This window comes from Cohnella cholangitidis, assembly GCF_014107495.1.
Lineage (GTDB): Bacteria > Bacillota > Bacilli > Paenibacillales > Paenibacillaceae > Cohnella > Cohnella cholangitidis.
This window is the reverse complement of record NZ_CP041969.1, coordinates 5,891,269-5,904,170: the sequence shown is the minus strand read 5'-3', so window position 1 is coordinate 5,904,170 and position 12,902 is coordinate 5,891,269. Positions and strand designations below refer to the sequence as shown.

15 protein-coding genes and 1 tRNA gene are annotated in these 12,902 nt (G+C 51.1%); all 16 read right to left on the bottom strand.

Annotated elements, in window-relative coordinates; translation table 11 throughout:
* Nucleotides 1–47: 47 nt before the first annotated feature.
* Nucleotides 48–491 (bottom strand): nucleoside-diphosphate kinase, encoded by a 444-nt coding sequence (ndk, locus tag FPL14_RS26975; protein WP_182300615.1) that lies wholly within the window; start codon nucleotides 489–491, stop codon nucleotides 48–50.
* Between the two features lie 82 nt (nucleotides 492–573).
* Entirely contained in the window at nucleotides 574–1,548 is a 975-nt protein-coding gene (gene hepT, locus FPL14_RS26970; RefSeq protein WP_182300614.1) for a heptaprenyl diphosphate synthase component II, read from the bottom strand.
* A 4-nt stretch (nucleotides 1,549–1,552) separates the two neighbouring features.
* A complete protein-coding gene (locus FPL14_RS26965; protein WP_182300613.1) occupies nucleotides 1,553–2,428 on the bottom strand; it encodes a menaquinone biosynthetic enzyme MqnA/MqnD family protein in 876 nt (291 codons plus the stop codon).
* Nucleotides 2,421–3,062, bottom strand: a complete 642-nt coding sequence (locus tag FPL14_RS26960; protein WP_182300612.1) for a UbiX family flavin prenyltransferase — start codon at nucleotides 3,060–3,062, stop codon at nucleotides 2,421–2,423. Before FPL14_RS26960 ends, FPL14_RS26965 begins: the two co-directional genes overlap by 8 nt.
* Nucleotides 3,056–3,931, bottom strand: coding sequence for a UbiA-like polyprenyltransferase (locus tag FPL14_RS26955; protein WP_182300611.1), 876 nt, complete (start codon nucleotides 3,929–3,931; stop codon nucleotides 3,056–3,058). The genes FPL14_RS26960 and FPL14_RS26955 overlap by 7 nt, the downstream gene beginning before the upstream one ends.
* Nucleotides 3,928–4,647 carry a demethylmenaquinone methyltransferase gene (locus FPL14_RS26950; RefSeq protein WP_182304186.1) on the bottom strand — a complete coding sequence of 240 codons (720 nt, stop codon included), beginning with the start codon at nucleotides 4,645–4,647 and terminating at the stop codon, nucleotides 3,928–3,930. Before FPL14_RS26950 ends, FPL14_RS26955 begins: the two co-directional genes overlap by 4 nt.
* Nucleotides 4,648–4,655: 8 nt before the next feature.
* A complete protein-coding gene (locus FPL14_RS26945) occupies nucleotides 4,656–5,132 on the bottom strand; it encodes a hypothetical protein (RefSeq protein ID WP_182300610.1) in 477 nt (158 codons plus the stop codon).
* Nucleotides 5,133–5,146: 14 nt separating this feature from the next.
* Nucleotides 5,147–5,533: a heptaprenyl diphosphate synthase component 1 gene (locus FPL14_RS26940; RefSeq protein ID WP_182300609.1), complete on the bottom strand. Its 387-nt coding sequence runs from the start codon at nucleotides 5,531–5,533 to the stop codon at nucleotides 5,147–5,149.
* A 212-nt stretch (nucleotides 5,534–5,745) separates the two neighbouring features.
* Entirely contained in the window at nucleotides 5,746–6,168 is a 423-nt protein-coding gene (locus FPL14_RS26935) for a hypothetical protein (protein ID WP_182300608.1), read from the bottom strand.
* Between the two features lie 133 nt (nucleotides 6,169–6,301).
* Entirely contained in the window at nucleotides 6,302–6,523 is a 222-nt protein-coding gene (gene mtrB, locus FPL14_RS26930; RefSeq protein WP_182300607.1) for a trp RNA-binding attenuation protein MtrB, read from the bottom strand.
* A 113-nt stretch (nucleotides 6,524–6,636) separates the two neighbouring features.
* Nucleotides 6,637–6,713: transfer RNA gene (locus FPL14_RS26925), tRNA-Pro, on the bottom strand.
* A gap of 181 nt (nucleotides 6,714–6,894) precedes the next feature.
* The gene (locus FPL14_RS26920) at nucleotides 6,895–7,167 is read right to left on the bottom strand and encodes an HU family DNA-binding protein (RefSeq protein WP_182300606.1); all 273 of its coding nucleotides are present in this window, start codon (nucleotides 7,165–7,167) and stop codon (nucleotides 6,895–6,897) included.
* Nucleotides 7,168–7,282: 115 nt separating this feature from the next.
* Nucleotides 7,283–8,269, bottom strand: coding sequence for an ABC transporter permease (locus tag FPL14_RS26915; protein WP_182300605.1), 987 nt, complete (start codon nucleotides 8,267–8,269; stop codon nucleotides 7,283–7,285).
* Complete coding sequence (locus FPL14_RS26910; protein WP_229263688.1) at nucleotides 8,266–9,789, bottom strand: sugar ABC transporter ATP-binding protein; 1,524 nt, start codon at nucleotides 9,787–9,789, stop codon at nucleotides 8,266–8,268. Before FPL14_RS26910 ends, FPL14_RS26915 begins: the two co-directional genes overlap by 4 nt.
* Nucleotides 9,790–9,903: 114 nt before the next feature.
* Nucleotides 9,904–11,043 carry a sugar ABC transporter substrate-binding protein gene (locus FPL14_RS26905; protein WP_182300604.1) on the bottom strand — a complete coding sequence of 380 codons (1,140 nt, stop codon included), beginning with the start codon at nucleotides 11,041–11,043 and terminating at the stop codon, nucleotides 9,904–9,906.
* 366 nt (nucleotides 11,044–11,409) lie between these two features.
* Nucleotides 11,410–12,888, bottom strand: a complete 1,479-nt coding sequence (gene spoIVA, locus FPL14_RS26900; RefSeq protein ID WP_182300603.1) for a stage IV sporulation protein A — start codon at nucleotides 12,886–12,888, stop codon at nucleotides 11,410–11,412.
* Nucleotides 12,889–12,902 lie beyond the last annotated feature (14 nt).

Here is a 12,902-nt window from a genome sequence, read left to right as displayed (position 1 = left end):
TGTTCTCCCCCGGACTCTATCATGATGTGTACTGGAATGCAAATCCGTTAAATCCACACCTGTATCGCTTTGTCGTATGAAACGAGTTCCTCTTCGGTGAAGAAAATGCCGATTTCACGCTCCGCGTTATCGTGAGAATCGGAGCCGTGAATGAGATTGAAATTCGTATGTATAGCGAAATCGCTGCGAATCGTTCCCGGAGCAGCCTCCAGCGCATTGGTCTTGCCGATTAGCGCGCGGCATAATCCTACGGCTTGATCGCCCTCCCAAACCATCGCGAAAACGGGACCGGCGGTAATGAAATCAAGCAGCCTATCGTAGAAATCTTTGCCTTTATGTTCCGCGTAATGTTTCTCGGCGCGCTCCAACGAAACGTTCATCAGCTTGGCGCCGACGAGCTTTAACCCTTTGCGTTCGAAACGGCTGACGATTTCGCCGATCAATCCCCGCTGCACTCCGTCGGGTTTGACCATTAAGTAGGTTCTTTCCATTACGTTCTCCCCTTCCATCTCTGCATTTTTGCAAAATTATGTAACGCTACCGTATCTGTTATTTTAGCATAAATGAACAACCTTAATAACTTCGTTTCGCCACAAACCGGGCAATATCCGTTAAATTGCGCTTTGCCGGAATGTCAGGCAACGAATCCAGGGCTTTCAAAGCTTTCGCTAAATATCGTTCGGCCATATTTTCCGCGGTTTTGATTCCGCGGCTGGAGCGCACGAGCTTAACGGCGACGGCGGAATTCGCGGTTCCCTCGCTCTCGCGGATTAACGCGATTTCCTTCAAAAGTTGCTCTCTTATCGAATCCTCCTGAAGGGCATACAATACCGGCAACGTAATATTGCCTTGCCGAAGATCGCTTCCCGGCGGTTTGCCGATCGCTTTCTCCGTGCCGCATAGATCGAGAAGATCATCCGTAATCTGAAACAGCATTCCGACGTTATAACCGAATCTGTACAAGGCATGGCTCGTGCGCGCAGGGGCATCCGCCGCCATCGCGCCGAGCTGGCAGCTAATCGCGATGAGCAATGCCGTTTTTCTTCTGATCCGACGCAAATAATTACGAATGCTTTGATCTACGTTGAAGAAATCGCGTATTTGTTCCATTTCACCGATACACATCTGTACGATGGCACCGGACAAGATTTGGTGAATGCGCGGCTTGTCCAACTCCGTAATGACCGTCAATGCTTTCGCATAGATATAATCGCCAGTGAACATAGCGATCCGATTATCCCACTTCGACTTGACGGTTAGTTGTCCGCGGCGGGTTTCCGCGTCATCGATGACATCATCGTGCACCAACGTAGCCATATGAATGAGTTCGAGCGGAACGGCGACTTTTTTGAGCGACTCCATCGAGTAATTGCCGAACTTGCCTGCCAGCAACACTAATACGGGCCGAATACGCTTACCACCCGCCTTAAGCAAATGTAACGAAGTTTCGCTTAGAATAGGCAGATCGGAGGTAACCGTTTGGGCCATTTGGTCTTCTATCGCTTGTAAATCCGATTTCATTGCGGCATAGAGCTGTAATAATTTCATTAGTTCACCTGCAGTTTGGAAGGTTATCTATTACGCGTTGGACTGGCAATTCCAGAAGCTCGACATCGTTGGCCATAAGTCCTAGTTCTCTAGCGTACCGGAAATATAATTGCAGCCCGGCTTTCTGTTCCGGCCCGAAATCATGACATAAAGTAGCGAAATAGTTGTGCCAATATTCGGAAGTACCTCCGATTTGACTCAACGCTTTGGCGACGATCGGTTCCATGTTGCGATACGATTTATTTTTGCTCTCGAGCAGATGCTCGTAAATATGATGAATCGCATCAGGGTAACGATTCGCGGTTTTCTTATGAACGGCCCATACCGCGTATGTCATCCAATGCCCGGTCCATACGTTCCAAACCTCTCCCAAATCCAACACGCGATATCCGTGTTTCGTCCAGGAAGCCCGAATCGCATGATCTCCGATTAATAGGGCCGCATCCGCGTTTTCCAGCATTTTTTCCAGAGAAGGCTCCGCGTCTTCATAAGTCGGTTTGCCGCCGTAAAATTTCTCCATGATAATCTTCAGTAAGTTAACGGATGTTGCCGAGGTGGTCGTTAACGCGATTTTCCCGTGAATGACCTCTTCCAACGGGGATTTCAGAAATAGCAGGATCGATTGAACCCTTCCGTTGGAGCTCACGGACAGATTGGGAAGCAAATAATAGGTGTCGGACGAAATGCCATATGCATATGAGGATATGGCGGCCATGTCTATCTCCCCGGCCCTTAGCTTGCGATTCAAGGTTGCGGGCATATCGGAGTGAATCTCCGTTGGAAAAGAGAGCGCTGCTGGATCGAAATGGTGGAATACGGGCCAAGCATTCGTATAAGAAATTCGGCCAAGCTTAATCGGCCGTTCGTATTCATTATTCATTGGGTTGTCCCCATCTTTTGTATAGATTATGTTCGATGCCCATGCTATCCATTACTTTGCCGACCATGAAGGATACAATGTCCTCCAACGTTTGCGGGCCTTGATAGAAAGCCGGCATTGCCGGAATAATCCGTACTCCGAGCCGGGCAAGCTTAAGCATGTTCTCCAGATGTATCGCATGAAGCGGAGTCTCTCTTGGAACGATAAGCAATGGGCGACCTTCCTTAAGCATGACATCCGCAGCTCGGGTAAGCAAATTCGTCGATGCGCTGTTCGCGATCGCGGACAGCGAGCCCATGGAGCAAGGAATAACGACCATACCCTCGCAAAGGAACGATCCGCTTGCAATACTCGCTCCAATGTCATTAAGCGGATGATAAGTCATCCGCCCTTCTTCCAACGCATGTTCGAAAGCGTGGTTTAAACAGTCTGCCCTGCGGGAAACATTCCAACCTAGCTCTTCTTTCAGGACACGCCAACCCGCATCGGATATGACGAGGTGAAGATGAAAACCGGCATGAAGCAATTGCCGGCATAATGTAATTCCATATACGGCGCCGCTGGCGCCGGTAATACCGACGACCCACCTAGGAAATTGAGCTTGTTTCCCGGCTTCGGCCGTTCTCGTTACCACGACCTCACCACCACCAGATCAATGAAAGTGAAGACGAAAATGACGGCGCTAAGAATACCGTTCATCGTGAAAAACGCCGCATTCAACTTGCTTAAGTCGTTAGGTTTCACAAGCCTATGTTCGTATAGCAACAACCCGGCCGCTACGATCGTACCGGCGAAATACCACCAGCTTAAATCCGTCAGAACGAGCAACAGGGCGAACCCGGCAGCCGTAAGGGCATGAAGTGAACGAGCGATTCCTAACGCGCGCGAAATTCCGAATTTCGCCGGAATGGAATGCAAGCCCTCCTTACGGTCGAATTCAACGTCTTGGCAAGCATAGATAACGTCGAAACCCGCCGTCCATAACGCAACGGTAATATACAGAATGATGGCCGTCCACGTCATGCCGCCCGTAACCGCTACCCAGCCTCCAAGCGGCGCAAGACCGATCGTCAACCCTAGCACGAGATGGCACGCCCAAGTAAATCTTTTGGTGTAAGAATAGATGACCATCATAAACACGGCAAGCGGCAATAATTTGACGGCAAGGCTATTTAGTTGGGCTGCGGCCCAAAACAGCAAGACGAAAGAAATTATAATGAAGATCAGTACGTCTTTGGATTTTAACAGTCCTGCGGGAATCGCCCTCATGGCCGTTCTTGGATTACGCCCGTCGATCGCTTTGTCGATGACGCGGTTCAGTCCCATAGCCGCCGTCCGCGCGCCGACCATGGCTAGCAAAATCCATCCGCATTCGCTCCATTCCGGCAATCGTCCTTCGACCGTAACCGCGCCGAGGATCGCCCCGACAAATGCGAATGGCAATGCGAACAAAGTATGTTCGAATTTAATCATTTCTAGAAAAACGCGAAGCTTTGAAATCATTGACCTTCATTTCCCTTCGTTCCGATGTGCAACGCCGCGACTCCGCCCGCAAACGGATATGCTTTCACGTTACGCATTCCGACGGTGCGAAATAGCTCTGCGAGTTCCTGCAAGTCAGGGAATGTCTTCAAAGACTCAGGCAGCCAGCGATATTGCTCATAACTTTTAACAAACCATTTCCCGAATAACGGCATGACTTTCTCGAAATAAAAATAATATATGCCTTTGAACGGCTGCCAAGTCGGCTTGGACATATCGATGCATACGATTTTCCCGCCCGGCTTGACTACCCGTTTCATTTCCTTAAGCGTCTGGACGATATCAGGTATATTTCTAAGCCCGAATCCGATCGTTACGAAGTCGAACGAATTGTCCTTGAATGGCAATTCCATCGCGTTACCCTGTACCAAAGTAATTTGCGAGCTTAAGCCCAGTTTATCTACTTTGACTTGTCCGATGTCGAGCATGTTGCGGCTGAAGTCAAGGCCGACCGTCTTGCCCTTGACGCTCGCTTTAGCGAGCGCGATCGTCCAATCGCACGTTCCGCAGCAAAGATCAAGCGAAGTTTGCCCCGGCTGTACGTCCATCTTGCGCATCGTAAACCGACGCCAAGCTTTATGTCTTCTGAAGCTGATGATGTCATTCATCATATCGTACTTAGGCGCGATACTCTCGAACACCTCGTGCACGTGCTTCGTTTTCGATTCCGCATCCATCATGATCGTTATCCCAGCTCCTTCAATGCGGTTGCCCTTTGCTGTCCCGTTGCTTGCAGGAACGGCTCAAGCAAAGGCTGCAGCTCGCGCAGCAACTTGTCCGATTGAAGTTTCTGAAGCAACGTTTGCAGTTGTCCGGTCGATTGGCGCAACAAGCCGCCTAATTTTTCCGCGATGTCATATTTGTTCAGCATGCTGACGATCAAGTTAGGATCTTCCCGGCGATCGGCGAGAATCCGCCGATCTTCTTCCGCGCCTTCATGAAGAATATGCCATACGCCCCAACTGCTGTCGAGCGAAGTTTTTTCGTCGAGTTTGCGAAGCTCTTGAAGCAATACTTCGCACCGGCTGAAGCGTTCGACGAGCTCCGGCCATAACCGTTCGTACAAGCCGCTCATAAAACCCGTAAACGAGAGGAAAAGCCCAGATTTAAGTTCTGCGCCGTAATGGATATATTCTTCAGCGTTTAATTTCATTTGCTTCATTTTGCCATACAAGCTCATCTTGGCCCGGTTGATGTTGCATACGGCTTCGCTAAGATGGCGAATCGTCTCGATCTGCCCGCTTGCGACAACAGATGATAGAAGCGGCTGCTGAAATAATCTCCGGCGAGCACCTTCAACTGCTGCGCGCGCATGCTTAACATCCCTTTTTGCGCCGGGTTCGTCTCATTCTCGACCATGTCATGGGTGTCTAACCCCATTTGAACGAGAGAGGTCACGATCGAGAGCAGGTCTTTATGCGGAACCGCACCCGGTTGATGGCTAAGAACCGTATATAACAAAGAAATCCTGCCATCGGGAAATTCCGGCAATTCCGTATGAAGACTGATCATTTCGTGATTCATGTATTTGTTGGCCATCTGTGTAATCCGTAATCTATTCATTGCTTCCGCCTCCGAACACGCTGCCAGGCACCTTATCTACCAAGGGTCATTTCAATTATTATAACATAACCGAGATGGGCTCGCATAAGCCTAGGACTTTGTTCATGAATTTGCAAAATTTGCGATCCAACGCCTTCCGGCAGAAGTCATCGAAAGACGCAGGTTCGCGTTCGTTTCGGATCCGATATGGAATGGGATTCCCTCCATCTCGGCTAATTCTTTATCCGTCCAATCGGCCTTTCGGGTCTCCGCCGTAAGCAGCAGACGGCGACTCTCGGTTTCCGAGAACACCCTAATAAGCACTTGTTTGACATTATTGACTTCCGAATAGGAAAAATAATCAATCGGCCGATATCCGCCCACACTTCCTCCGGGATCGCTCCTTGCATGTCGATCGTCAGAATCGCGTGATCCCAACCGACCTTCACCAATCGATCCTGTAACGGCAGCCGGGCCAACCTGTCTACCATATTGTCGTCCGTTAACCATTTCGCTTGAGACGGCTGAAATACGGCAACGGTTTGCCGACGCTCTTGAAGCGCTTGTTCCAAGGACGGAATCCGGCTTAACAACAAGACGACTACAATGCCAACGACAATCATAACTCCCCATTGTCTGATCGGAAACATGGGCATGGCGATTTCCCCTTTCGCGAGAGGCTCCTCCTTACCCATTGTACAAATAAAAAGGGCAGGCTATGCCTGCACTCCTTGAAGAGGTTGATCCTTTTTGAACTCTTGCGACAAAAGGTTGTTCAAAAAGTCCGCTTTACGCGTCGGTATCGATCGTTCCGTGTTTTGTCAGGATCGTCGCTTTGCCTCTGATTTTCATGGCGGACGTGTGGTCGGTGAATTGAACGATCATCACTTCGCCCTTATCCAGCTTCTCCGTATGATGAAATTTGGTATCTTGGCCGCGGGTTAATCCGATGACTTGCACTCCGCTATCTTTAGCCTTGATTACGATATATTCTTGTTGTTCCGAACTCATAGCTTATCGAACCTCCTTCTTAGAATTCCTGCGGAAGGATAAAATAGATTGCCGCCAGATAAAAACAGCTTCCTCACATCATCCGTGCGAGAAAGCGGTCTACGGTTATGTAATGGTCGGAACGGAGAGATTCGAACTCTCGACCTCACCCACCCCAAGGGTGCGCGCTACCAGGCTGCGCCACGTCCCGATTTAAGGCGGCTCGCCAACTTATGTATGCCTAGCATGCTCGCTGCTTGCGCTATTATAGCATATCGCCGTTTACCCTCGCAAGATTCGCCGTCCGGATTGGCAACGAAAAAGGGTGCATTCCTAGCAAGCTAGGAATGCACCCTATCGTATATCACGAATGTTCAGGACTAGACGACTCCTTACTTGATGCCGTCTTTAAGCGCTTTACCCGGCTTGAATGCGGGGATTTTCCCGGCCGGAATTTCGATTTCGACACCCGTTTGCGGGTTACGTCCTTTACGAGCGGAGCGTTCGCGAACCTCGAAGTTACCAAACCCTACGAGTTGTACTTTATCTCCGTTCTGAAGAGCCTCGGAAATAACGTCAAAAACAGCGTCAACCGCTTGAGTCGCGTCCTTCTTGGACAAGTCGGCCAATTCGGCCACTTTGGAGATCAATTCGGTTTTATTCATTGCATTCACCTCCCATTACGGCACAATGGCATAGTATCTGTTTATCCGTTTCATCAGAAATTATACACTTGCCTACCGCGAAGTTTCAAGCGTGGCGCGATTTTCGGGCGATTCGTCATGCTTTTCGGCGGTTGAGATGGATGAAAGTGACGGCAAGGGCAAGAACCAATACCGCGCCTTTGATAATATCGTTCGTGTAATATTGCACGTTCATCATCGTTAATCCGTTAACGAGCACGCCCATGAGTACCGCCCCGAAAAACGTACCGATGATGTTGGGCCGCCCCGCCGCGAACACCGAATAACCTACGAACACCGCGGCAACGGACTCCATGAGCATCGGCGCCCCCGCGTCGATCTGGCCGGAACCGATCCGCGAAGCGAACAAGATACCGCCGATCGAGGCGAAAATACCGGAAGCGACGTAAGCAAGCGTGCGGACTCTCTTGACCTTGAGGCCGGACAGGCGCGCGGCCTCTTCGTTGCCGCCGGTCATAATCATCTGTCGACCCCAGCGGGTATACTTGAAGAACACGTGCGCGGCAATGACGGCCAGCAGCATCAGAATAACGGGGAAAGGAACGCCTAGCAGCTTTCCTTGCCCGATCCATAAGAACTCCTTGCTCATGACGCCAGGGGCGGTAGTGCCGTCGGGCAATGGCATATTGTTATAGATCGAATAACCTTTGGTGTAGGTTTTATGAATTCCGTTAACGATGTACATGACCGCTAACGTCGCCAGCAAATCCGGTATGCGGATCTTCACGATTAACAGAGCGTTCAGCAAGCCGACTATCGCGCCGACGGCGATCGGAACGATCAGAACGACGATAAGCGGCATTTCGAACCACACCATCATCGTAGCCGTAAGAACGGTCGATAACGATACGGTAGATCCGACGGAAAGATCGAAGCCATCGACGGTCAGCGATATCGTAACTCCTATTGCAACGAATGTAACGATGGAAATGGAGCGAAGGATGTCCGTAAGATTGCTGTAAGTGAAAAAGTACTCGTTTCTGATCGAGAAAAACAAAATGACCAGCCCGATGAACACGAGAGCGCCGTATTTGAACGTGAACGGCAGAAGATGTTTTTTCACGCTAATTCCTCCCGACCCGCGCTGGCATACAACAATAAGTCCTCTTGCGTCGCTTCGCCGCGGTTGAATGATTTTACGATGGCTCCGTCGCACATGACCAGAATTCGATCCGCCAGCCCAAGCGCTTCGGCGAACTCGCAGGTCAAGTAAACAATGCCTTTGCCTTGCTGGGCGAGCTTGCCGATGATACGGAAAATATCGCTCTTCGCCCCGACGTCCACGCCTTTCGTAGGCTCGTCGAATAAATACACGTCCGCTTCCGTGCCGAGCCATTTGCCGATCGCGACCTTCTGCTGGTTCCCTCCGCTCAGGAACGCGGTCAGTTGGTTTACGGATGAAGATTTGATCCCCAGTCCGGCGATTTGCCCGTTCGCGAAGTCGCGCTCAGCCTTGCCTGACAGGAAGCCCAAGCGGCTGATCGACTTGAGAATCGGCAAGCTGAGATTATGTAGAACGGACTCTCGGACGAGTATTCCTTCTTTGCGTCTCTCCTCGGGGATAAGCGCAATGCCGGATTGCACCGCTTCCGACGGATTGCCCAGCGTGGCAGGTTTGCCGGCGACGGTTACCGTCCCCCGGTCGGCGGGATCTGCCCCGAACAAGACTCTGGACAACTCCGATTTGCCCGCCCCGACCAAGCCGACGATCGCAACGATCTCCCCGCGCCGAACTTCCAGATCGACGCCGCGAACGCGTCTTCCCGCTTCCAAGCCTTGAACGGATAATACCGTCTCTCCGATGTCGGCTGGCAGCTTCGGAAATTCGTCCTCGAAGCTTCTGCCTAGCATCGCCCTTACGACTCCCTGCATGTCGATATCTTCCTTGCGCTCGGTGAGCACCCGTTCGCCGTCGCGCATGACCGTTATCCGATCGCAGATCCGAAAAACTTCCGGCAAGCGATGGGAGATAAAGATGACTCCGATACCCGCGTTTTTCAAGCCTTCCATAATTCCGAACAGCTTATCGGCTTCCTCCAAACTCAAAGGAGCTGTCGGCTCGTCGAGAATAACGAACTTGGCTTTCTCGGCAAGCAGCCTGGCGATGAGCACCAACTGCTTCTCGGACAAAGTCAAATCCCTGATCAATGCCCTAGGCGACAGCGACAACCCGATTTGGTTCAAAACCGCTTTCGCTTCTTCATGCAGGCTCCCCCACTTCAGCCACGCTTTCCCTTTGGAAGTCGCTAGCTGATCGAGGAAAATATTTTCCGACACGCTGAGATGGGAAACAAGGGAAGTATCCACCTCTTGATAGACGCAATGAATGCCCGCGGCTTTGGAATCCGCCGGGGAACGGAATACATGGGAACCGCTTTCCAAATCGATCGAACCTTCATCGGTCTCGTACGCGCCCGATAAAATTTTCATCAACGTGCTTTTCCCTGCGCCATTGGCACCGAGCAAAGCGTGAATTTCGCCGCCTTTTACGTTAAAATCCACTTTGTTCAGAGCGGGTACGCCGGCAAAAGACTTCGAAATGTTCCTCATGTTCAATTCAGAGATCTTATGATTCGTTGCCATCGATGAACGTCTCCTTTCCGGACGGAGCCTTATGTGATGGGGTAATGACAGCATGGCACGGCGCGGTTAATCCCCGCGCCGTGCCATGCCTAACCTTTAGCTGCATTTATCCGATTATTTCGCTCCAACGGAAGCTTCGAGCTCTTTCAAGTAATCCGTGTTTCCGAGGTCGCTGCTGCCCCAACCTTCGACATATTGGGAAAGCTCTGCAGTCGTGATGACTTTGTCCTTAGGAAGAGCGTCCCGGTGAACGAATACCGGCTCAAGTTGTACGACCGGCTCGGTCGTGTCGCCATTGAACTTTTGGTACAAGTATCTAACTTGAACGGTTCCGATGGAAGTCGGATCAACGGCAGCGGATGCTACCCATGGGCTAGTCGGATCCTGAATCATCTTCAAGTCTTCATCGCTAAGGTCGATTCCGTATACTTTGATTTCATCGCGGCCGGCTTGTTTAATCGCGTTGGCCGCGCCTTTAGCGAACTCGTCCCAAGATGCCCAAACCGCAGTAATATCGCCTTTGTTCGGATATTGTTTCAATACCGCTTCCAGTTTATTCTGCGTGTCCAATTGCGGGTTGCTCGCATCGCCGAAAGCGGCGATTTCTTTAATGTCGGGATATTTCTCGATGAATGCTTTGTATGAAATTTGGCGGCTCTCCATCGGAGGGAAACCCGCTACCCATACTTTAACGATGTTCCCTTTGCCGCCTGCTTCTTCAGCAAGCTTCTCCAAGGTAAACTCGGCCAGTTGTTGGTCGTTTTGCGCCAAGTTAGTGATTCCTTCGAACGCTTGAAGGCCGGAGTCGAACGCAACGATCGGAATGCCGGCTTCCTTCGCCTTATTTAGTCCGTTCGTAAGCGCCGCGGCGTCGCCGTGGTCGACTAGGATTCCATCGAACTTCTGGTTTACCGCGGAATCCAAATTAGCGGACATCTTCGCCAAATCGTTCTCGGAAGCCAATACGGTAACTTCTCCGCCGTACTTGGCGACTTGTTTCTTGACTCCGTCTACGTATTGAGCGGAGAAAGTACCTGTGTTAAAACGCATTACGAGCGCGATCTTTTTGCCTTTCAACGCTTCTAGCGAAGATGCGCTTTCCGATGGTTCGGAAGAAGCGGATGCAGAAGCGGACGAGGAAGCCAGAGCCGAACTACCGGCGTTGTTCTCTTCCTTATTGCCGCAAGCCGCAAGCACCAGTACGAATACGAGCGCCAATGCGAGCCATGTTCCTTTGAATTTTCTTTGTGTCATGTAAATTCTGCCTCCCCATTTATCTCTTGCATATTGATGATAAAATTACTATAATCGCTTAATCCGAGTATGTCAATCGGTATTTAAGAATTAAAAGGTTGGTCTATGAAAATAAATTAAGAGTTTCAGAAATAAACCGGGGCTCGTGCGCCATCCATCATTCTAGGACATTTGCCCCGCAATGACAAGAAAAAACGAGGATTTTGCGAGAATTGACACCGAGAAAATGCTTACATTTCCTTCTATAGGAATCATTCATCTTGGTCTTCACTATTTTCATGTCCAGATCCCCAACTCAAGACAATAAAAAAACGCCAAGCGCAGAAACGGCACTTATCACCGCTCTGCTCTCGACGCTTGCTGTTTTTACAATATTATCGCGATCAATCCACCCGAGCCTTCGTTGATTATACGGCCCAGCGTTTCCTGCAACTTGTATCTGGCATTGTCAGGCATCATCGCGATTTTGCCTTGAATGCCTTCCCTGACGATCGAGTGCAAGGAGCGCCCGAAAATATCGGATTCCCAGATCTTGATCGGATCTTTCTCGAAATCTTGCATCAGATATCGTACGAGCTCCTCGCTTTGCTTCTCCGTACCGATAATCGGAGCGAACTCGGATTCGACGTCTACCCGGATCATATGGATCGAAGGAGCCGTAGCCTTCAGCCTCACGCCGAAGCGAGAGCCTTGACGGATAAGCTCAGGCTCGTCGAGCACCATCTCCGCAAGCGAGGGAGCCGCGATTCCGTATCCGGTCGTCTTGACCATTTCGAGCGCTTCCGCGAACCGGTCGTATTCCCGCTTCGCGTGGGAGAACTCCTGCATCAGCTGCAGAAGATGATCCTTGCCGCGAATCTCCGTTCCGACGACCTCCATGAGGATCTTGTCGTACAGTTCGTCGGGAGCGTACAGATCGATTTCCGCGACGCCTTGCCCCATGTTCATGCCGCTGAGACCCGCGCGTGCCACGAAATCGTACTCCATGAATTGGGCGACTACCCGTTCCACGTCGCGCAATCGGCGAATGTCCTTCACGGTTTCCCGTACGGAATTCTCGTAGCTGGAACGGAGCCAATGTCCTTCGTTCAGCACCATTACCCAGCTAGGCAGATTGACATTCACTTCATGTACGGGGAATTCATACAGCACCTCGCGAAGCACGCCCATGACTTCCTCTTCTCCCATCGTAGCGGCGCTTACCGCCATGACGGGAATATCGTATTTAGCGGCTAGCTCGTTGCGAAGGGCTTGCGCCTCATCGCTCTTGGGCCGCGCGGAGTTTACGATTAATACGAAAGGTTTGCCAACCTCTTTCAATTCGTTAACGACCCGCTCCTCCGCATCGATATAGGAGCTGCGAGGAATCTCCGCGATCGTTCCGTCGGTAGTGACGACGACGCCGAGTGTGGAATGCTCTTGAATGACTTTGCGAGTGCCGATCTCCGCGGCTTCCTGGAACGGTATCGGATCTTCGAACCAAGGCGTCGTGATCATCCGGGGACCGCCTTCGTCTTCGAAGCCTTTGGCGCCGTCGACGGTATATCCCACGCAATCCACAAGGCGAACGTTCACTTCCAGCCCTTCTGCCACCTTGAGCTGAACGGCGTTATTCGGTACGAACTTAGGCTCCGTCGTCATGATCGTGCGGCCTGCCGCGCTTTGCGGCAGCTCGTCGATCGCGCGGACCCTATCCGCTTCATGCGCAATATTAGGAAGTACAACGGTTTCCATAAACCGTTTGATAAAGGTCGATTTGCCCGTGCGGACGGCACCCACGACCCCGAGGTAGATATCACCGCCGGTGCGTTCGGCGATATCCTTGAAAATGTCCACTTTTTCCACTGAGATTCCCTCCC

Coding starts and splice junctions, on each gene's coding strand:
- ndk (WP_182300615.1), bottom strand. CDS start 491: ATGGAAAGAACCTACTTAATGGTCAAACCCGACGGAGTGCAGCGGGGA.
- hepT (WP_182300614.1), bottom strand. CDS start 1,548: ATGAAATTATTACAGCTCTATGCCGCAATGAAATCGGATTTACAAGCG.
- FPL14_RS26965 (WP_182300613.1), bottom strand. CDS start 2,428: ATGAATAATGAATACGAACGGCCGATTAAGCTTGGCCGAATTTCTTAT.
- FPL14_RS26955 (WP_182300611.1), bottom strand. CDS start 3,931: ATGATTTCAAAGCTTCGCGTTTTTCTAGAAATGATTAAATTCGAACAT.
- FPL14_RS26950 (WP_182304186.1), bottom strand. CDS start 4,647: ATGGATGCGGAATCGAAAACGAAGCACGTGCACGAGGTGTTCGAGAGT.
- FPL14_RS26945 (WP_182300610.1), bottom strand. CDS start 5,132: ATGAAGCAAATGAAATTAAACGCTGAAGAATATATCCATTACGGCGCA.
- FPL14_RS26940 (WP_182300609.1), bottom strand. CDS start 5,533: ATGAATAGATTACGGATTACACAGATGGCCAACAAATACATGAATCAC.
- FPL14_RS26935 (WP_182300608.1), bottom strand. CDS start 6,168: ATGCCCATGTTTCCGATCAGACAATGGGGAGTTATGATTGTCGTTGGC.
- mtrB (WP_182300607.1), bottom strand. CDS start 6,523: ATGAGTTCGGAACAACAAGAATATATCGTAATCAAGGCTAAAGATAGC.
- FPL14_RS26920 (WP_182300606.1), bottom strand. CDS start 7,167: ATGAATAAAACCGAATTGATCTCCAAAGTGGCCGAATTGGCCGACTTG.
- FPL14_RS26910 (WP_229263688.1), bottom strand. CDS start 9,789: ATGGCAACGAATCATAAGATCTCTGAATTGAACATGAGGAACATTTCG.
- FPL14_RS26905 (WP_182300604.1), bottom strand. CDS start 11,043: ATGACACAAAGAAAATTCAAAGGAACATGGCTCGCATTGGCGCTCGTA.